General features: G+C 40.9%; 15 protein-coding genes and 1 pseudogene. 8 read left to right on the forward strand and 8 right to left on the reverse strand.

The window, feature by feature from the left end:
• Positions 1 to 516: 516 nt before the first annotated feature.
• From CU635_RS19425 to CU635_RS19445, 5 genes are all read right to left on the reverse strand, one after another.
• Positions 517 to 1,425 (reverse strand): nuclease-related domain-containing protein, encoded by a 909-nt coding sequence (locus CU635_RS19425; protein ID WP_101579038.1) that lies wholly within the window; start codon positions 1,423 to 1,425, stop codon positions 517 to 519.
• Positions 1,426 to 2,123: 698 nt separating this feature from the next.
• Positions 2,124 to 3,527 carry a decarboxylating NADP(+)-dependent phosphogluconate dehydrogenase gene (gene gnd / locus CU635_RS19430; RefSeq protein WP_101579039.1) on the reverse strand — a complete coding sequence of 468 codons (1,404 nt, stop codon included), beginning with the start codon at positions 3,525 to 3,527 and terminating at the stop codon, positions 2,124 to 2,126.
• A gap of 188 nt (positions 3,528 to 3,715) precedes the next feature.
• On the reverse strand, positions 3,716 to 5,062 hold the full coding sequence (locus CU635_RS19435; RefSeq protein ID WP_101579040.1) for a GntP family permease: 1,347 nt from the start codon (positions 5,060 to 5,062) through the stop codon (positions 3,716 to 3,718).
• A gap of 18 nt (positions 5,063 to 5,080) precedes the next feature.
• Positions 5,081 to 6,625, reverse strand: coding sequence for a gluconokinase (gntK, locus tag CU635_RS19440; RefSeq protein ID WP_101579041.1), 1,545 nt, complete (start codon positions 6,623 to 6,625; stop codon positions 5,081 to 5,083).
• A complete protein-coding gene (locus CU635_RS19445; RefSeq protein ID WP_101579042.1) occupies positions 6,618 to 7,349 on the reverse strand; it encodes a GntR family transcriptional regulator in 732 nt (243 codons plus the stop codon). The genes gntK and CU635_RS19445 overlap by 8 nt, the downstream gene beginning before the upstream one ends.
• A gap of 288 nt (positions 7,350 to 7,637) precedes the next feature.
• Between CU635_RS19445 and CU635_RS19450 the strand changes: the two genes are divergently transcribed.
• Both CU635_RS19450 and CU635_RS19455 read left to right on the forward strand, forming a co-directional pair.
• Positions 7,638 to 8,309 (forward strand): YdeI/OmpD-associated family protein, encoded by a 672-nt coding sequence (locus tag CU635_RS19450; protein WP_101579043.1) that lies wholly within the window; start codon positions 7,638 to 7,640, stop codon positions 8,307 to 8,309.
• Positions 8,310 to 8,661: 352 nt separating this feature from the next.
• Positions 8,662 to 9,270: a type IV toxin-antitoxin system AbiEi family antitoxin domain-containing protein gene (locus tag CU635_RS19455; protein ID WP_101579044.1), complete on the forward strand. Its 609-nt coding sequence runs from the start codon at positions 8,662 to 8,664 to the stop codon at positions 9,268 to 9,270.
• 385 nt (positions 9,271 to 9,655) lie between these two features.
• Here the strand turns inward: CU635_RS19455 and CU635_RS19465 are convergent, their stop codons facing one another.
• Positions 9,656 to 10,099, reverse strand: a complete 444-nt coding sequence (locus CU635_RS19465) for an Hsp20/alpha crystallin family protein (RefSeq protein WP_101579046.1) — start codon at positions 10,097 to 10,099, stop codon at positions 9,656 to 9,658.
• Between the two features lie 260 nt (positions 10,100 to 10,359).
• Between CU635_RS19465 and htpG the strand changes: the two genes are divergently transcribed.
• The 5 genes from htpG to CU635_RS19490 all read left to right on the forward strand — a co-directional run bounded on the left by htpG (position 10,360) and on the right by CU635_RS19490 (position 16,613).
• Positions 10,360 to 12,240: a molecular chaperone HtpG gene (htpG, locus tag CU635_RS19470; RefSeq protein WP_101579047.1), complete on the forward strand. Its 1,881-nt coding sequence runs from the start codon at positions 10,360 to 10,362 to the stop codon at positions 12,238 to 12,240.
• A 251-nt stretch (positions 12,241 to 12,491) separates the two neighbouring features.
• Positions 12,492 to 13,556, forward strand: coding sequence for a M14 family zinc carboxypeptidase (locus CU635_RS19475; protein ID WP_101579048.1), 1,065 nt, complete (start codon positions 12,492 to 12,494; stop codon positions 13,554 to 13,556).
• 306 nt (positions 13,557 to 13,862) lie between these two features.
• Entirely contained in the window at positions 13,863 to 14,978 is a 1,116-nt protein-coding gene (locus CU635_RS19480) for an NAD(P)/FAD-dependent oxidoreductase (RefSeq protein ID WP_101579049.1), read from the forward strand.
• Between the two features lie 208 nt (positions 14,979 to 15,186).
• Positions 15,187 to 16,029: a KPN_02809 family neutral zinc metallopeptidase gene (gene ypfJ, locus CU635_RS19485; RefSeq protein ID WP_101579050.1), complete on the forward strand. Its 843-nt coding sequence runs from the start codon at positions 15,187 to 15,189 to the stop codon at positions 16,027 to 16,029.
• A gap of 83 nt (positions 16,030 to 16,112) precedes the next feature.
• Entirely contained in the window at positions 16,113 to 16,613 is a 501-nt protein-coding gene (locus tag CU635_RS19490; protein ID WP_101579051.1) for a cupin domain-containing protein, read from the forward strand.
• 95 nt (positions 16,614 to 16,708) lie between these two features.
• On the opposite strand, the pseudogene CU635_RS23955 reads toward CU635_RS19490, so the two are convergent.
• Positions 16,709 to 17,089: pseudogene (locus tag CU635_RS23955) on the reverse strand (hypothetical protein); the annotation flags it as partial.
• 312 nt (positions 17,090 to 17,401) lie between these two features.
• Positions 17,402 to 18,847: an alkaline phosphatase PhoX gene (locus CU635_RS19505; protein WP_101579053.1), complete on the reverse strand. Its 1,446-nt coding sequence runs from the start codon at positions 18,845 to 18,847 to the stop codon at positions 17,402 to 17,404.
• 507 nt (positions 18,848 to 19,354) lie between these two features.
• On the opposite strand from CU635_RS19505, the gene CU635_RS19510 reads away from it, so the two are divergent.
• A complete protein-coding gene (locus CU635_RS19510; protein WP_101579054.1) occupies positions 19,355 to 21,403 on the forward strand; it encodes a catalase in 2,049 nt (682 codons plus the stop codon).
• The last annotated feature ends 61 nt before the right edge of the window (positions 21,404 to 21,464 follow it).

The raw sequence follows: 21,464 nt of genomic DNA on the forward strand, positions 1-21,464 counted from the left end.
TTCGGACAAGGGAAGGATAAAAAAGGTTAAGCCAGTCTGAACGCAAGTCTGATTCGGACAAGGCAAGTCCAAAAAAGCGAAAGCGAGTCTGAAGGCGGGTGTAGTTCGGACAAGGGAAGGATAAAAAAGGTTAAGCCAGTCTGAAAGCCGGATCTATTCGGACAGGGCAAGGCTAAAACAAGCGAAAGCGAGTCTGAAGGCGAGTGTAGTTCGGACAAGGGAAGGATAAAAAAGGTTAAGCCAGTCTGAACGCAAGTCTGATTCGGACAAGGCAAGTCCAAAAAAGCGAAAGCGAGTCTGAAGGCGAGTGTAGTTCGGACAAGGGAAGGATAAAAAAGGTTAAGCCAGTCTGAACGCAAGTCTGATTCGGACAAGGCAAGTCCAAAAAAGCGAAAGCGAGTCACAATGCGTGTCTCTTTCGGACAGGGGAAGGCGTAGCAAGCTTAAGCTAGTCTGAATGCATTAGGATTAGAGCTGGTTCATACAACTTTCAAGCCAAAAAGGTTATTAATATATTTATACATAATAAGTATCGCTTGTACTTCCAAATGAAGTATAGTTTTTCTTTAAAACCCTGCAAAATGTCCTTTTATTTAAACCCACCTTGCACCACTCATAGATGCTCCGAGTAGTAATCTTCCGATCAGGAAATAGCAGCTGAAATTCCTTCACATTCCGCAAAATAGCTAGTTGGATATTTTCATGTCCTCCACACTTTCTGCACACAAAGTCATTATTTTTTATAGAAACCAGAAAGGACTTGCAAGTTTTACAATACATTCCCTTTTGTAGCTGTTCATAATTATATTTAGGCAATTGCGTAAATGGATTTTTAGTTTGGTGTAGTGAAATTAATGTTTGGGCTAGTTTCTTGTGCCCATCATTCAACTTAGACGGAGTTTGATTTAAATCTTTCAAAAAACGATTTACCTGGGTTGGTAAAATAATGGGTTGGTCCATTGGGGCTTGAAATAAAGTGAATTCAGGGTTAATAAAGATAACGGGGGCTTCAACAAGGTAATTTTGCTTGAGGTTTTGGAGCAGCTGACGGAAAAGAGTCGCACTCCTTTTCAACTGGTCTACAGGATTCTTATATTCACGAGCGGTTGTCACGGAATAAAGTTTGTCCGCTTCCAAGTAACAATCACCTTGATAATTTTTTATATCCAAAAGGTGAATAACTCCCTGCGATATGATTAATGTATCAATTTGAAAATAAGAGTTATTTACTTCAAGCAGCAAGTCATTTATGATATATCTTTCTTCTTCGAGAATCTCTGCCTGCAGGTCAAATCTTACCTCCCCTTCATAGCCTTTTTCCAGGTTTGCATAGTGAAACTTTTCCTTATTAGTCAACTCCATTCGTGTGTTTAAATAGCGTGTAGCCTTTAATTCATCCGATTCAGATCGACCTTTAAGTAACATAAGCCACTTCCTTTCTTAATCTCTAAACTTATTTTATAAAAAATCACACTAGAGATATGTGAATATTCCGTTAACATTTCAGTTTGGATTCATGTTTCAACTGCTTTGTAGAATAATCATTATTAGAGGACGCAACTGCCGGGTGGAGTATTATCATACATAAGGACAAAAAATAATACACACGAGATTTTCCTATAAATCTAGCAGGTAGGAGGAGTCTCCCTTCTATATGTTGCATAACTAAATTAAAAGCCTCTGTGCAATTATCGTATTGATTTTCTAGCCAAAAAGAAAGTGGGTCTTATATACTTGCTTTTTTAACTTCGTTCTTCAAGTAACGCATCAGGAGCTTTTTTGACCCCAATTAAATGGAATTATACGAAGTATCTAATAATTCTAGAATTATTGATATAAGTCATACGCACTTCAACATTACTCATTGCCAGCATGATAAAAAATTTCTTTTGAATAAACTGTAACACCAGAGTTTAGTAACCCAAGACACTAAAATAAAACAGAGCTTGAAATAAAGTCAAACTCTGCCCAAGCACAATCTGTACTTTAACCTTATTTACCTTACAAAGCCATTCCTTAGGTCACCTTACTTGAATTCATAGATTCAAAATGTCCCGCCTTTATAAAATGAGGGGGGAACCGTCTTTCCGAAAAAGTAATCGTCAGAAGAAATGTTCTGTCGATCACTGCCAGTCTGTGTGAAAGACTCCAGCCATATCAGTTCGTTCATACGTATGGGCACCAAAATAATCACGTTGTGCTTGCAAAAGGTTGGCATTTGAACGGCCTGTCCGGTAACTATCGTAATACGAAAGTGAAGTACTTAAGCAAGGGAGCGAGATACCGGAGTTTATTCCCTCACAGACCACTTTTCTTAATGCAAATTGGTATTCTTTAACCTTTTCTGCAAAATAGGGAGCGATCAGCAAATTGGATAGGTTCGCTTCTGCTTCAAATGCTTCACTTATTACATTTAAAAATTCTGCGCGAATGATGCAGCCACCACGGAAAATCAGGGCCATATCCTTTAGAGGCAAATTCCAGTCATAAAGGTCTGAAGACATTTTATATTGACTGAATCCTTGCGCGTAAGCACAAACCTTCCCCATGTACAATGCTTGTCGCACGTACTCAATCCACAAGTCTTTATCTAAATTTTGTTGTTCCATTGATGGACCTTCCAGAATCGTTTCGGCAATAACCCGTTCCTCTTTGATAGAAGAAATATAACGGGCAAACAAAGATTCTGTAATAATGGATGATGGGATTCCGTTATCAATGGCTTGAATACTTGTCCATTTACCGGTGCCTTTTTGTCCTACTTTATCAAGAATAACATCTATAAGTGATAATCCCGTTCGTTCATCCTTTTTCCTCAGGATCTCTGCAGTGATTTCGATTAAATAACTTTTCAGCTCTCCTTGATTCCATGTTGCAAAGATGTCAGCAATTTCATCGATAGGTAAAAGTAACTTTTCCCTCAAAAAAGTATAGGCCTCTGTGATCAGCTGCATATCTGCATACTCAATTCCGTTATGAACCATTTTAACAAAGTGACCCGCACCTTTTGGACCAATGTACACACAGCAAGGGGTATCTCCTACTTGATCTGCTATTTTGGTAAGAAAGGGGGCTACTTTTTCATACACATCTTTATCTCCGCCTGGCATGATGGATGGGCCATTTAAAGCCCCAACTTCGCCACCAGAAATACCGATTCCTAAATAACCAATTCCTTTAGCTATCAATTCACTATATCTACGTTCCGTATCTTCGTAATGGGAGTTACCACCATCCATGATTATATCGCCTGCCTCAAGAAAGGGGACTAATGAATCTATCACGGAATCTATCGGTTTGCCTGCTGTCACCATCAAAAAGATCTTTCTTGGAGTTTTTAAGGACTCAACAAAATCTTGAATGTCATAGTACGGATTGATAGGTTGCCCTTTACTTTTTTGTACAAGTTGATCGGTTAAATCGCTCGTGTAATTATAGACAGCAATTTGATCGCCCTCACTAGCCATGTTTAAGGCGATATTGCTGCCCATTACCCCTAATCCAATGACACCAATTGTATTGAACATTGTGACCTGCTCCTTTATCTCAAATTAAGAGGCAGTAAAGACCTCACTTAAGCTTAGAAGATACTAAGAGGATAAGTGGGAATTTACTGCCCGGAATAACCAGATTTTTTCCTTGGGCATTTACCCCTGGAGAAATTAATCAGGCTCCTGCATGCCGGTGATTAATTCCTATCATGAAACGAACCGGCTTATACAACTAAACTTAATAATAGAACAAATCCTAATCCAGCTACCGAAATAATGGTCTCAAGCAATGTCCATGTCGCAAATGTTTCTTTCATGCTTAAACCAAAATACTCTTTGAACATCCAGAAACCAGCATCGTTCACGTGAGAAGCTATTAAACTACCAGCTCCAGTTGCAAGCACGACTAAAGCGAGGTTAACATCAGATTGACCTAACATTGGAATCACTAAACCAGCAGTTGTTAATGCAGCAACGGTTGCAGACCCTAAGGAAATACGTAAAATCGCTGCGATAATCCAGGCAAGTAAGATGGGTGATAATGAAGTTCCTTTGAATAAGTCTGCTACGTAGTCGCCTACACCGCCATTTATTAATACTTGTTTGAAGGCACCGCCGCCCCCAATGATCAAGAGCATCATTCCAATGTGGGTAATCGCTGTTGTACAAGAGGCCATCACTGTTTTGATTGGAATTTTTCTGGCCAGTCCCATCGTATATACTGCAACTAATAAGGAAATCAACATGGAAGTAGATGCATCACCAATAAAACGGATACTTGCCAATAAACTATTATCCTCAAATCCCAGTGTTTTTTGCAGTAAAGTAATAATCGTTGCGATTGACATTAAAATAACTGGAAGCATTGCTGTAAATACACTGATTCCAAAACCAGGTGTGTCTTCAAGTTTAAACGCTTTTTGTTCACCTAATGACGCAATATTACCGGTTTTCGTAAATGATTCAGGTACGAGTTTTTTTGCTAGTTTAGTAAACAAAGGTCCAGCTAAAAGCACTGTTGGAATGGCGATAATAAAACCGTAAAGTAAAACTTCACCAATGTTAGCGCCATACTCACCAGCAATAACTGTCGGCCCTGGATGTGGCGGCAAGAAACCGTGTGTAACGGATAAAGCTGCTGCCATCGGAATACCGAGGAACAAGATAGAAATTTTTAATTCTTTTGAGATAGCAAATACGATTGGAATTAATAAAACTAATCCTACTTCAAAGAATAAAGCAACACCGATAATGAATGAGGCAACAACGACTGCCCACTGAATATTTTTTTCACCGAATTTGTTGACGAGGGTCATCGCAATTCGTTGAGCTCCCCCTGAATCTGCGATCAGCCTGCCCAACATTGCTCCGAGTCCGAAAATTAATGCTAAATGACCGAGTGTCCCGCCTAATCCTGCTTCAATTGTTTTGACAATTTCCTCTAGCGGCATCCCGAGTGCTAAAGCGACGCCGAACGATACAATAATTAATGAAATAAAAGTGTTTAATTTTAAGCCCATAATTAATAGTAGTAATGCTAAAATTCCAACTGCTACAATGATTAATGGCATTATAATTCCTCCAAATAATTATTTATTTGTGTTTATTAAGCTTCTTTGATAATTTGCAATCCGTGTATAATCATCTTCTAATGCTCTGGATAAGTTAATAAAGATTGGCATTAACTGCCTATACTCCTTAGCTGAGTCTTCTTTTGGTGTATGTCTGTAGGTGCTGCCAATCATTTCAGAAACTACATCAAAAGAATCAATTTTTCCTGTGGCATATAGGCCTAAAATACAGGCACCCAGACAAGAACTTTCGTAGCTTTCTGGGACTACAACTTCGGATTCGAATATATCGGACATCATTTGACGCCAAACATCCGACCTTGCAAAGCCTCCAGTTGCTTGAATTCGGGTTACAGGACCGTCCATGCATTCAGTTAAAGCTAAAAATACAGTGTATAAATTGTAAATGACTCCTTCTAATGCCGCTCGAATCATATGTTCTTTCTTATGCGACATTGTTAGACCGAAAAATGAGCCACGCACGTCTGGATTCCATAAGGGAGCACGTTCACCTGCGAGGTATGGATGGAATAACAATCCATCAGCACCTGGCCTTACGCGTTCAGCAATCTTGGTTAATACTTCGTATGGATCAATGCCCAGTCTCTTCGCTGTTTCTATTTCTGAAGAGGCAAATTCATCCCTAATCCAGCGAAGGACCATCCCGCCATTGTTTACTGGCCCACCAATTACCCAATGTTTTTCCGTTAAGGCATAGCAAAATATTCGTCCCTTTTCATCTGTTTGCGGCTGGTCAATAATGGTTCGAATGGCACCGCTAGTCCCAATTGTGACTGCAATCTCGCCCTTTTTAATGGCATTTACACCCAGGTTGGATAGCACTCCATCGCTTGCGCCAATGACAAAGGGCGTTTTTGGATCAATTCCCATCTGTTTCGCTAAATCTGGCTGACAGTTGTTAAATATCTTGGTTGTTGGTACGAGTTCAGCTAATTGATCAGGTGTAACACCTGCAATTTTTAATGCTTCTTCATCCCAATCCAAGTTTTTAAGATTCATCATGCCCATGGCTGAAGCTAAGGAATAATCGACAACGTATTGATCAAACAACTTTTTAAAGATATATTCCTTGATCCCGATGTATTTTTTAGCGTTGGCAGCGATTTCAGGACGCTCATTCATAATCCAGGCGATTTTGCTTAAAGGTGACATAGGGTGAATGGGTGTTCCTGTTCGTCGATAGACTTCATGTCCATTCAATTCATCTTTTATTTTATGTGCCCAAGCTTCACTTCGATTATCTGCCCAAGTAATACATGGCGTAAGCGGTTGGTCATTATCATCAATGACAATAACACTATGCATGGCACTACTAAATGAAACAAACGATAGCTTTTTTTGCGAATGATGTTTCATTATATTAGAAGTGGCTTGTATGACAGCCTGAAAAATCTCTTCCGGGTTTTGTTCAGCTGTCGATATATCCGGTGTGTAAAGCGGGTAACCAATATTTTCTTGTTGAATGACTTCTCCTTTTTCACTAAATAAAACAGCCTTCGTACTTGTCGTACCGATGTCTATACCTAACATATAACTAGTCATTTTCTTGCTCTACCCCTTTAGCTAGCAGTTGTTGTGACATCCATAGGTATTCTACTTTACCTTGAACATCATCAAAGTTTTGATGTAAGGACTTAATCATCAGGGCTCTATCTTTTGTTTTTATTGCTTCAATATAAAGCTGATGATTTTCCAAAATTCTTGTAAAGTCATCGTATTTTTCCTTAAAACGTATACGCATCGATAAAAGAATGAAACTCTCCATAACGGGTTTTAAATTATTCCAGATCATAAGCATGTAGGAATGATTAATCGCACGAATAATCGTTTCATGGAATAAGACATCTTGATATGAAAATTCATCAGCATCTCCATATCTTATGGCAACTTTCATCATTTCAAGTATTTTACTTAGTTCCATCACTAAATCATGAGTGTCTATCCTTACAAGTCGTTCAAATACAAACGATTCTATGAGTAAACGAACATCGTAAATTTCTTCTATTTCTTTTTCTGTTAAACCAATGACAACTGCACCCATTCTTTCTAATCGAATGATATTTTCCGACGCAAGTATTTTTAAAGCTTCACGAACGGGAGACCGGCTCACCGAAAAGTCTGCAGCTATTTTATTTTCCGATAGGATGGTACCGCTTTCAATTATGCCGGCGATAATACGCATCCTAAGCTCGCATGCTACACGATCACCTGCCGAAGCTCTTGTGAGCCATTTTGAGGGATATAAAAATTCCCTTGTTTCGGCCATAAACTCACCCTCTTACTTTTTAAGTATACTTGTATACAAGTATTATAACCTAAATTTTAATTTATGCAAGCGCTTTATTTTTGCCTTCTTTAGAGTTTTAATCAAACAAAATATCATAAGCTTAGCGGATTTATACGCTTTTCTCATTTTGATCTGTACTGAGAACCGTGATATGACAATAATTTGAGTTATAAACGTGCTGTATTTTCAACACTCAAAAAGTTGCTATCTAAAAGGGGAACTTTTACACTGGAGAAGTAATATACTAAATTTAACAGGTGGATAAAGATGGCTAAAACAATAGTAGAGAAACTAAACTTACAAAAATATAACAAAGTAGCGGTATTGAATTTGCCTGATGGAGCAGATTATTTAGCGGAGTTAGCAGATTATGATACAGAGCTAACCGATAGTGCATATGATCTTATTTTTGCTTTTGTGTTGGATATGGAGTCTTTAAAAGGACTCGTAAACAAGGTTATCGAAAAGAATTATCTAAATAAAAACGGCTATATCTTTTTGGCTTATCCAAAAAAAGGGAATAAAGTATATCCAACGTTTATTCATCGCGATGAGCTATTAGATGGGTTAGGTGCAGATGAGAATGGTTATGTTGGGACAAGTAATATTAAATTTGCGCGGATGGTAGGATTGGATGATGTCTTTACTGTTGTCGGTCTAAAAGAAGATGCTCGAAACAGAAATCAAACATCTACAAAAGCAAGTCAATGCGTAGATGACTATATAGCGTTAATTCCGCAAGTGGAAAAAGATCTGCAAGATACTCCAGATTTACTTGCGTTCTATCAAGCATTAACCCCAGGGTACCGTAAAGATTGGGCTCGTTATGTGTATAGTGCTAAACAAGAGGCGACAAAAGCAAAAAGACGCGAGGAAATGAAAATGATTCTTGGATCGGGTTACAAGAGCCGGGATCTGTATCGCAGAGATAAAAATTAAATATGCCTTAATGACCAGTGCAGCCGTATAAATGGTGGGACTGGTCATTATTGTTATTAAGGACGCAGTTTTAAGCAAAAATACCCTTGAAAAATGGCAATCAGCATGAGTTTAACTGCCAATCTTCATTTTACACGATAACTTTTTACCGGTGTATACAACGTCCCTCTATAAGGATAGTTGTTTGATACAAATCTAAGGGCTTATCATTTACTATAATTACTTCAGTTACGTCTAACTGCAGACTTTTTTGTAAATAATAAGAAGGAGATTTTGTTAAAGACAAAGAATATGTAAAAAAAGGTTTGCTTTTATGCCTAACTGCAGACCATTTTGTAAAGGGATGAGTTAAATGAATGGGCAAATTCAAGAAAAAATCGAAAATATCTTTGAACGGCAAAAAGGGTTCGCAAAAACGAAGGATTTTATCAACGAAGGTATTAGCAATTATTATATTCGCAAGCTGGAAACTCAAGGAGACATCAATCGGATAAAGCAAGGACTGTATCGGCACTCAAAATATGAGGGAGAGCAGCAAGATGAAATTGTAGAGGTCTCAAAAATAATTCCTAAAGGTGTAATATGCCTTCTCTCCGCGCTAGCTTACCATGATTTAACTACATACAATCCGTGGGAATATCAGGTTGCCATTTACAGAGGGGCTAAAAAGCCGACTTTGCCAAACTATCCACCAATTAAGATAATTTATTTTTCTGAAACACAATATCAATATGGGATTGATGAGATCGAGATAGATGGGAATAAAGTCAAAATATATAATCGAGAAAAAACGATTTGTGACATTATCCGTTATCGGAAGAAAATCGGTATTGATATCATGAAGGAAGGTTTACGAAATTACCTACAAAGACCAGAAAAGAACCTAACAAAACTTGTCGACTGTGCAGAAAAACTGCGAATCAAAACGGTTCTTCTAAAGTATCTAGAGGTGCTTTTGTGATGAGTGAGATAAAAAGTATTCCTGCTTCTGTTGCGGAACGATTAAAAAATGTGGCCAAACAGAGTGGTGAGGCGTTTGATCTCGTATTACTTCTATATTTTCAGGAGCGGTTCTTGTATCGGTTATCAATTTCGGAATATAGGGACAAAATTCCTAATTTTTTTTAAAATAATTTTGCTGGCTATATTCATTGAGGTAAATTTGGGAGTGTAGCGATAGACATGGAACAGAACCGTATAAAAATTTTTTTCGAATCCTAAGGTGACTGGGGAATTCTGTCATTGTTTATGGCGTGTAAGATTGCGTTTAGTTGTAAAAAAATCCTTACCCAATGAAGGATAAGTATTTTTTTATCAGGTAACAAACGCACTAACCATATTATTCATTAATGAAACTCAACATCAATTCTTCTCCTGTTATCAGCCTGCAACTTCGGCATATGGATTTCCAGAACGCCATTTCTATATGTCGCTCTCACACCGTCTTCAGAAACGGGGCTTGGCAAGGTAACAGAACGTTGAAAACGGCCAACAAAGCGTTCTCTTCTGTGCATATTTTCTTCTTTTAACTCATTCACTCTGTGAACAGTCCCGCTAATCGTAAGCATGTTATTGTCAATGTTGATATTCACATCTTCCTTCTTTTCCAAGCCTGGAATATCACAAGTGGCTACAACTTCATTTTCTGTTTCATGAATATCAATGTTTGGCGAGCCAAAATTCTGGCCAAATCCAGTTCTTATCGTAGGAAAATCAGAAGTGAAAAAACGGTCTAACTCTCTTCTAACGTTTTCAAGATGGCGAAATGGTTCAAAAGGGGTCAATGACAATGTGGTTACCTCCTGTAAGTTAAATTTGTTAGGATTATTTTACCTAAATAACTTATCGTTATTCATAAGTAGAGCAACCAAAAAAAGAAAAAAAGAAAATCGACTCGAAACAACTAAATATTGACACAAGCTACAGTGTATGTTATTTAAATAGTGGTTAGCACTTAAGGAGATAGAGTGCTAATAATGTAAATTCCTATTTTTGCAGACTTCTTTATAATCATTAAATGGCACTATACATATTGAAAGGAGAAACTTTAATGGCAAAAAAGCAGTTTAAAGCAGAATCTAAAAGACTATTAGAAATGATGATTAACTCTATTTATTCTCAGCGGGAGGTTTTTTTACGAGAGTTAATTTCCAATGCCAGTGATGCAATCGATAAAATCTATTACAAAGCCTTAACCGATGATACTTTAAGTTTTAATAAAGACAGCTATTACATACAAGTCATACCAGATAAAGCAAATAGAACCCTAACAATCATCGATACTGGTATTGGAATGACAAAAGAAGAACTGGAGAACAACCTTGGAACCATTGCCAGGAGTGGCTCTTTAGCATTTAAAAATGAAAACGAAGCGAAAGATGGGCATAATATCATTGGCCAATTTGGTGTCGGGTTTTATGCGGCTTTCATGGTTGCTGATGTGGTTACTGTTATCAGTAAGGCTTTAGGCAGCGATGAAGCTTACAAGTGGGAATCTAAAGGTACAGATGGATACACGATCGTTCCAAATGAAAAACAGTCCATTGGCACTGAGATTATTCTGGAAATCAAAGCGAACACAGAAGAAGAGAATTATGATCAGTACTTAGAAGAGTATCAATTAAGACAGACCATCAAAAAATACTCTGACTTTATTCGCTATCCAATCAAAATGGATGTTACTGGTAAGAGGCCGAAAAAGGGCAGCGAGACTGAATTAGAAGATTATACAGAAGAACAGGTTATCAACAGCATGGTTCCGATTTGGAGAAAGAATAAAACTGAGCTTACTCCTGAAGATTATGAGAATTTTTATACGGAAAAACATTACGGGTTTGACAAGCCGATCAAGCACATCCATATCAATGTCGATGGTGCCGTCAGGTATAATGCGATATTATATATTCCGGAAAAAATACCGTTTGACTACTATTCAAAGGAATATGAAAAGGGTGTCGAATTATATTCTAACGGTGTGTTGATCATGAACAAGTGCGGCGACTTGCTTCCTGATTATTTTAGCTTCGTTAAAGGAATGGTTGATTCTGAAGATTTATCCCTTAACATATCGAGAGAGATGCTGCAGCAGGATCGTCAATTGAAGCTGATCGCAAAAAATATCAACAAGAAAATCAAAAGCGAACTGCAAAGCTTATTGAAGAATGATAGAGAGAAGTATGATGAATTTTATAAATCATTTGGCCGGCAGTTAAAATACGGGGTTTATAGTGATTTCGGAGCCAACAAAGAAGATTTGCAGGACCTGTTAATGTTTTACTCATCGAAAGAGAAGAAGCTGGTCACGCTGGATGAGTATGTTTCCAGAATGCCGGAGGACCAGAAATATATTTATTATGCTTCAGGCGAATCGTATGAAAGAATTGAAAAGCTGCCACAGACAGAGCTGGTATCTGAAAAGGGCTATGAAATACTATACTTTACCGAAGATATCGATGAGTTTGCCATCAAAATGTTGATGACATATAAGGATAAGGAATTTAAATCTGTTTCCAGCGGTGACTTAGGGATTGAAGCAGAAGAAAATCAAGATAATGCCAGCTCAGACGACAATGAAAACAAAGACCTCTTCGACTACATGAAAAATATTTTATCCGGGAAAGTGGAGGATGTCAGGGTCTCCAAAAGATTGAGGTCTCATCCAGTGTGTTTATCAACTGATGGTGAAGTGACGATTGAAATGGAAAAAATACTGAACACCATGCCTGATAGCCAAAATGTCAAAGCGGAAAAGGTGTTGGAGATTAATCCAAATCATGAGGTATTCAACTCCTTAAAAGAAGCATTTGAAACCGATAAAGAGAAATTGAATTTATACACAAACTTGCTGTACAATCAGGCACTTCTGATTGAAGGGTTGCCAATCAATGATCCAGTAGAGTTTACAAATGATATTTGCAAAATAATGGTATAAAAGAGAGGTGCCTGACCCCGACCGCGTTAAAGCGCTGAAGGTCAGGTGCTTTTTTTTTATGTCAATTTTTCTATAAAAATCAGTCTATTCCCGAAAAAAGAAAATTTTAAACTCCTTCTTCTGCATCAGTTCCGAGACACGAAATTTGTCAAAACAATAGGTAATCGTTTCTATTAACACGACCAGTAATGAATATTAAACTAGTATTGTACGTTACTTAGAGTGTCTAAATAATTAAATGGAGGGATTCGATGAGTATCAAGAAAAAGGTTTTAAGTGTTTCTTTATCCGGCTTAATGGCATTGGGTGCTGTTACTGCAATTGGACTTCCAACGGGCGCGGTTGGCAATGGACCAAGTGCCGGCAATGGTTCCATCCAGACTTCTATTCTACATACGTACGCAAGCATGGTTGACTATCTCAAAACTCAGGATGAAAAACAAGGAGCAATGGAGCTCGAAGTGATTGGGCAGACAGTGAAAGGCCGTGATATTTACATGGCGAAGTACATCTCCAATCCTGAAAATCCTACTATTCTCTTTTTAACTCAGCAGCACGGGAATGAACAGCTAACGACTGAAGGTGCACTTGAATTTATTAAGCACTTGGGAACGAATAAAACCAAGGGTGTCCTCGATAATGTAAACGTTCTGATCATTCCAATGCTGAATGCCGATGGCGCGATGGGCGATGTGAATTTCTCCCTTGATGAATACCATGCAGACGGTGATCGCCATCTTACCCGCTACAATGCGAACAATGTGGACTTAAACCGTGAGCATGATAAAACTACAACGGCAATGCAACCGGAAGTACGGGTCCTTCATGAAAATGTTTTTCAACAATACAACATTGATTATATGATCGATTTGCACCATCAAGGTACACTAAGTGAAACAGAAGGCGAGCTTGTTTCGGGATCTATTCTCTATCCGACAAATTCGAGAGTAAAACCTGAAGTTTTAGAAGGCTCAAAAAAACTTGGTGCAGTGGTCTATCATGAGCTAGAGAACACGGGCTGGGGACATATTGGCAAATATAACGGAGGCTCCGGTGAAAATATCGGCCGTAATGGTGCAGCTGTTCGCTATGATATCGCAACGCTTTTGTTTGAAATGCGCGGGATGTCTGATCACTACATTGAATCCTACGCTCTTGGACAAAAGAGCAATGGCTACTTAATTAAGCAGACCATCTTAACATTGGATGCGACGGTTAAAGCTATTGCCGATGGATCAATCGAAACAGCTGATACAAGCTTTTGGGATACCCTGCCGACACAAACGAGCAGATCAGGTGAAGAAGCGGACGAATAAAAAATGCCCGTCAATGCCTGTTTATTCATATAACCAAAATCAAGATACAAATGGCCTGCCGGAGAAAGTACCGGCAGGTCTTTTGCTCTGTTTTACGAACTCAAAAACTGACACTCGCATATATTCCAGCAGACCATCATTTAAATCCGGCAGGGCATTTTTTTAAATCTATCCAATCTGGAACAAGCGGCGCCAGCTTCATAGCCAAAATAACTACAACTCTTCTAATCAGCTATGCCCACTTTGAGTTTCGCCAGTTACTTCTGTAAAATAAATTTTATAAAAACACTTGAAAAAGGAGCTTAAATGAACGAATTTATTGTAATTGGTGCGGGGGTTTTGGGTGCGTCGACAGCGTACCATTTAGCCAAAGCAGGCGGAAACGTGACTGTAGTCGACCGGCACGATCCTGGCCAGGCGACAGATGCAGCTGCTGGCATCATTTGTCCATGGTTGACCCAGCGGCGCAACAAGGCGTGGTATGCACTCGCTAAAGCTGGAGCGGCGCATTATTCATCACTTATTGCACAGCTTGAAGAGGAAGAAGAAACGAAAACGGGTTACAAGCAAGTCGGAGCGATTAGTCTTGGTACGGCTGCCGGCAAGCTCAAAAATATCGAGGAGAGAGCGGCTAACAGACGTGAAGATGCCCCTGAAATCGGCGCTATTCGTCAGCTGACACCGATGGAAACAACAGCTATGTTCCCGCCTTTATCCAGTGACTACGGATCAGTTTATATTAGCGGCGCGGCGCGTGTCGATGGACGTGCATTGCGGCAAGCTCTTGTGAATGCGGCGAAAAAGCAAGGTGCCAAGTTTATACACGGCTCGGCCCAACTGGAGCATACAGGCAGCATAGTGACGGGCGTAAAGGTTGAGGATACACGGTACAGAGCTGAGTGTGTGATTGTGGCGGCTGGTGCATGGGCGAATCAGCTTTTAGCACCTCTCGGCCTTAACCTGTTAATCACATCGCAAAAAGCACAAATTGTTCATCTTCACCTCGAAGACGCGCAAACTGGCGAGTGGCCAGTCGTCATGCCTCCGAATAATCAATATATTCTCGCCTTTGATGAGGGCCGTGTCGTGATTGGGGCTACACATGAAGATGATATGCAGTTTGATCGCCGTGTGACAGCAGGCGGCTTACATGAGGTCCTCGATAAAGGTTTAGCCGTTGCACCGGGGTTGTCCAACGCTACGTTCGTTGAATCCCGTGTCGGGTTTCGCCCTTTCACACCGGACTTTCTGCCGATTATCGGAGAAGTACCTGGTTACAAAGGCCTTCTTCTTGCGAATGGGCTCGGCGCTTCAGGATTAACCGTTGGACCGTTTCTTGGCTCCCAGCTTGCCAAATTAGCCCTCGGACAATCGGTCGATATAGACCTCACTTTGTATAATGTGGCAGGGGCTATTGGCTGATAAAAAACGATGTGACTTATTAAAATCGCTTTAAACACAATCATTCCACTGTCTATTGAGATATTTATCATTTTTTATTGTGCCCGTCACTCTTTTCTGTGATGGGCATTGTTTTTAAAAAGAATTATAAATAAATCTGTTCATCTTGGGTATACAACTTATAAATAATACAGTCAGTTACTTCACGAATGGACAGGAGAGGAATAATGTGCGATGGAAAGGCAGACGAGGAAGCTCAAACGTTGAAGACCGACGGGGCATGGGAGGTAAAACGCTTGTCGGAGGCGGGATTGGCGGTATCGTGATCCTCTTGATTGTGACACTGCTAGGCGGTGATCCAGGAGCCATTTTGAACAATATCGGGATAACCGGTTCAGACACAACCACCCCATACGAGGAAACGAAACAGGAGGAAGAGCTTGCGGATTTCGTATCTGTCGTTCTTGCGGATACAGAGGAAGTGTGGACCGAGCAGTTCAGGCAACAAGGCCTCGTTTACGAGGAGCCGACCCTCGTCTTGTACACGGACAGTGTCCAGTCCGCCTGCGGAGCAGCTGGTTCATCGGTTGGGCCATTTTATTGTCCGGGTGACCAGAAGCTGTACATCGATTTGAGCTTTTATGATGAACTTCAAAAAAGATTTGATGCTCCCGGGGATTTTGCGATGGCCTATGTGATTGCTCATGAAGTGGGACACCACGTACAGACGCTTCTTGGAACGACTGACGAGATCATGCCTCTACGTGAACAACTCAGTGAAACAGAGTTCAATAAGTATCAAGTTCGCTTTGAATTGCAAGCAGACTATTATGCTGGCGTGTGGGCACATCATGCGCAGGGAATGGATTTACTGGAGGAGGGTGACCTTGAAGAGGCTTTGAATGCAGCAAGCGCTGTTGGTGATGACAGCATCCAAAAACAGTCTCAGGGCTATGTTGTACCCGAGAGCTTCACGCATGGCACTTCCAAACAGAGGAAGCGTTGGTTTTACAAAGGGTTTGAATCCGGAAGCATCGACGGAGGAGATACCTTTAATGCAAGCGATCTATAAGGTTGTTATGAGCCGATTCACAACGACTGTTGTATCTTAATTGGATGAGTGATAGAGACTTGTCAGTAGAAAGGAGAAGTCGTATGCAAACACAAGTAAGATCATTCATACTGAAGGACGATGGAGAAATTCCAAATAACCCGGAGCTGCCTGTTATTGTGTATGAGGGCATTTTCCGTGATAACCCGAATGGGATTGAAGCTACTTTCAACCGTTATAATTGGTCGGGCAATTGGACAGGTGGTGTTTACGATTACCATCATTACCATAGCAATACGCATGAAGTATTGGGCGTAAAAACTGGAAAAGCAACGATTCTTGTCGGGGGTGATCAAGGAGAGCGCCTGGAGTTGAACGCCGGTGATGTTGTTGTGCTTCCGGCCGGGACAGGCCATAAGAAGATTGAGAGCAGTGACGATTTCGAAGTTGTTGGTGCCTATCCGGCCGGGGCTGGCTACGATTTGAGACAAAGGGATCCCGGACTGCGTGCACAGTCGCTCGCTGAAATCCGCAATGTCCCTGTTCCCGAAACCGACCCGGTGTATGGGGATAGTGGCCCCTTACTTGAAAAATGGAACAAATAGGACGGCTTGAATAAACCGAATGATTGTTACGAAAAAACTAGGGGTGCCCCAATGTTGGGACACCCTTTTGCTTCTGATAAAACTATTAGAAAAACTTATTTACGGTGCATTTTGAATTCAAGGAATAATTGGTTGTAATAAGCCAGGTTCTTTTTGCCGAGGTTTTCGTACACCTCCAGCTTTTTCGTTAACGCTGGCGGTGGATAGAACCGCGCATCGGTGACCATTTCTTTTGGCAAGTATTTGAGAGCTTCTTTGCTCGGCGTCGAATAGCTTACATATTCGGCATTTTGTGCCGCAATCTCAGGGTCGAGCATGAAGTTGATAAACTGATGGGCAGCTTCGATTTTTGTCATCATCGCCTCGTTGGAATCGAAAGTTTCATAGATTACTTTGATGCCTGTTTCTTTCTCAAAGCGATCGATTAACTCGGCATCAATATAATCGCCCCAGTTATAAACCGTCAACGTGTTGCCAATCCCTGCAGAATATCAAGGGATATTTATGGTTGCGCAGGTGCCCACCTTTGATGGATCCCAAGGTACTTTACTTGTCAATCAGGGGCCTAATGGAGATTACCTTGGTGGAAAAGTGCTGGCGAAATTCACCACAATAGATGACGGAGCTACATGGTTCTTCGCAAACTTGGTTGATCCGGATCATGTAATTGATCATAAAAGTGAAGAGGCTAACTAGTGGATATTAATCAAAGAAAAAGGATGTAAACCGCTTATTCGAGGCTTACATCCTTCTCTTTTAAACCTCCTTGGAATAACGCATATCAACAATTAGCTAATAGGCATACCATGGCGTTCTAGTGCTGCAGCTTCTAAAATGGACATCCCCTGGTCTTCAGCAAATGCTGCAAGCTTCGCGGAAACAGCAGGAGCAAGGTTTACAGGAGGAGCTGCATGATTCATCGCGCGCTGGCGAGCAGCATTTCTGCGCGCAAACGGTCCCCAAATCGCAAAAGTAATACCCGGATCCTGAATATTAATGAAAAGCGTCTTTCCATCCGGGGAGAAGGCAGGGCCGGCAAATTCAGAACCATTCAGCTGGTTTTCTGCAAACGGATAAACCTTGCCTTCCGGGGTCAGGCCGACAATTCGATCATTTCCTGGTCCATCCTCTGCAATCCAAAGATCCCCCCATGGCGTAATCGTGATATTATCAGGCATATCCAAATCATTCGAAGCAGCCGATTCATAAAAAAGCTCCAATGTATTTGTGGAAGGAAAATATCGATAGATACGTCCATGTCTTCCATCGCCGGCACTTGTGTCATCAAACCAGAATGCACCAGCAGAAAACCAGGCTCCCTCTAAACGGCTGAACTGGATACAGCCGTTCGCTGTTGCATCTTCCTTGGCCCGTTCTGGCTTTACTTCTTTCCAAACGATTCCAAACGTTTGTCCATTTCTAAACGTACTTGCTGATGATAGAGGCAACTCATCAATGGCCGCAGCCTCAAGCACCCCGCCTTTTTGAAGAGAACCAAGCTTCTGGCTGCGATCATGTGGTGTAAAACGATATAGAAAGCTAGGGCTGTTATCTTCTGTTAAATACCAAATGCCTGTGGTCGGGTCAACGGCACACGCTTCGTGTGAGAAATAACCCATGTCACGGATTGGGGTTTTAGACATTTCATTTTCAGGATCAAGGGGATTTACTTCAAACACAAAGCCATGGCCAAGATCACGTGTCTCTTCACAGGTCAGCCAAGTACCCCAAGTTGAAGGTCCACCGGCACAGTTGCGGATATTTCCTGAATTGGTTACGTACTCTTTAATAACTTTTCGGTTCGGTCCCACTACCAGAGCTGTTGTGCCGCCAGCAGCGCCCCGGCTCCAAGGGTTTTTCCCATTGACCGGGTAGTCCGCGTTCGTACCGAGTTCATGATTTCTTACTAGAATCGTTGTATTTTTGGGACCTTCAAACGCAGCCATTCCATCTAAATTTCCAGGTACTAGATCACCATTCGACATTTTGTTTCCGGTTTGAGAAATAATACGGTATTGGAATCCCTGCGGAAGATCAAGAATGCCATTTGGGTCCTTTACTAAAGGACCAAAACCGCCAAAACCATCAGTTGCTTTGCTGGTAGAAGCCGCAAAACTTTTTGTAGCGCTACTGAGGGCAAATATTCCCGTACTGCTTAGTGTTAAGGCCAAAGTGCCCATTCCACTGACTTTTAAAAAATCTCGTCTGTTAAGTCCTGAATTATTAGCTTTCATCAAAATACCTCCAAACATCTTTTTAGCTGAGGTTCTCCGAAGTTAATCTATAAAAAAGTTAACAAATCATTCTTAAAGCTTTGTGAATCTACTGTAATTACTTGGTTAATGATGATAAATGCAACTTATGGAATATACAATCTATCAACACGCAACTAAATAATGGGATTTTTACCTGCTGGAAGTAATATATAAGATCATAGGAATTCTGTTTGTATTTATACAGGTGATAAGATTTAGGGATATTTTCATAAATTGTATGAGTTGTGCCACGCCCATTATTAATGTCGTATGTATATTTTTACGAAGTTATTTAATAGATGTAAAATTTGTTGAAAAATTCATAGGAACTGTGTTCTGCGTTGTAAACACGGATCTTCACATTCATCTTTTTTGAATTAAATGTGTGAAAAGTCATGCATTAGTCCCGTTTGCTCAAACTTGCAGCAGGGTACGAAGATAGAAGTAGGTTTACGAACCAAATACCTTTCAGGGAGGAATTGCTGAATGAAAGACGGGCGTAAAAACAATGAAAACAGAAAAAATGAGCAATTAGAGCAGTTTCGTGTCGATGATGCAGGCCAAAAAATGACGACCAATCAAGGATTGAAGATTTCAGAAGATGAGTTTTCGTTAAAAGCGGGTGAACGAGGACCGACGTTAATGGAGGATTTTCATTTTCGGGAAAAGATGACCCATTTTGACCATGAGAGGATTCCCGAGCGAATTGTGCATGCGCGTGGTTTCGCAGCCCATGGTGAGTTTGAAGTGTATGAATCTATGAAAGAATATACAAAGGCTAAATTTTTACAGGACCCAGCCGTGAAAACGCCTGTCTTTGTCCGATTTTCAACTGTTGCCGGTTCACGCGGGTCGGCTGAGACTGTTCGGGATGTGCGTGGTTTTGCGACGAAGTTTTACACTGAAGAAGGAAACTATGATCTAGTCGGAAATAATATTCCCGTCTTTTTTATTCAAGATGCGATAAAATTCCCCGATCTTATTCATGCGGTCAAACCCGAACCACATAATGAAATGCCGCAAGCAGCATCTGCGCACGATACGTTTTGGGATTTTGTAGCCAACAATCAGGAATCGGCCCATATGATCATGTGGCATATGTCGGATCGGGCAATTCCAAGAAGCTTGCGGATGATGGAAGGGTTCGGTGTGCACACTTTCCGCTTTGTTAATGATCAAGGGAAAGCACATTTTGTAAAATTCCACTGGAAGCCTGTCCTTGGTGTGCATTCACTTGTGTGGGATGAAGCGCAAAAAATATCAGGAAAGGATCCTGACTACCAGCGTCGCGATTTGTGGGAATCGATTGAGAAAGGAGATTATCCTGTATTTGAACTGGGCGTCCAGCTTCTTGCTGAAGAAGATGAATTCAAATTTGATTTCGATATTCTTGATCCGACAAAACTTTGGCCGGAAGAAGATGTGCCTGTAAAAATCATTGGTAAAATGACCTTGAACCGCAATGTCGATAATGTGTTTGCCGAAACGGAACAAGTGGCATTCCATCCGGGCCATGTTGTACCGGGCATAGACTTTTCAAACGATCCGTTGCTGCAAGGACGTTTATTTTCCTATACAGATACGCAATTAATCCGCCTTGGCGGTCCAAATTTTCATGAGCTGCCCATCAATAGACCGGTCTGTCCGTTCCATAATAACCAGCGCGATGGATATGGGCGCCAGACGATTAATGTAGGGCAAGTAAGCTATCATAACAATTCGCTCGCAGCAAATACACCGGCCCCTGCAAGTGAGGCAGAGGGCGGTTATGTACACTATCAGGAAAAAGTGGAAGGCCGCAAAATCCGCAGCCGGAGCGATAGTTTTAAAGACCACTTTTCGCAAGCGACATTGTTTTGGAACAGCATGAGTCAACCTGAGAAACAGCATATCATCGAGGCATTCAGTTTTGAACTGGGAAAAGTGAAGAGCATGTCCGTACGGCAGCAAGTCGCCGATATGTTTGCCAATGTCAATCTCGAATTGGCGACAGCATTTGCTGAAGCGATCGGTGTGAATCCTCCTCAAGGGGGCGGCTCAAACGTCACAAAATCTTCTGCGGCACTAAGCCAGGAAAATACAAAGAAAAAGCCAAATACGCGTAAAGTTGCTGTTATTGTCGGAAATGATTTCAACGGTACTGATCTCGTGTCCGTTCTCGGTTCGTTGAAGTCAGAGGGAATTCAGCCTGAAATCATCAGTGAAAAACTCGGGACAGTAAAAGGGTCAGATGGCAGCGGGCTTGAAGTCGCTCATACCTTTTTAACGGCTGATTCCGTCTTATTTGATGCAGTTTATGTCGTGGGCGGAAGCGGTCAAAGCAGAAAATTTCAAAATGATGCTGCATACTTTGTTAATGAAGCATTCTCCCACTTTAAGGCGATCGGCGCGACACATGAAGGTGTGAAATGGCTGGAAATTTTCAATAAAAAGAACTGTCCAGGCGTCGTAACAGGTGAAGATATCAACGGGTTTGTCACAGAATTTGTTGCAGCCGTTGCGGCCCACCGCCACTGGGACCGCCAAATCGTTTAACTAGAATAATAACCTCTCGTCAAAAACCAAATTTTTCTCTCACTGGAGAAGAGTTTGGTTT

The sequence above is a fragment of the Bacillus canaveralius genome (assembly GCF_002860125.1).
GTDB lineage: Bacteria > Bacillota > Bacilli > Bacillales > Cytobacillaceae > Bacillus_BJ > Bacillus_BJ canaveralius.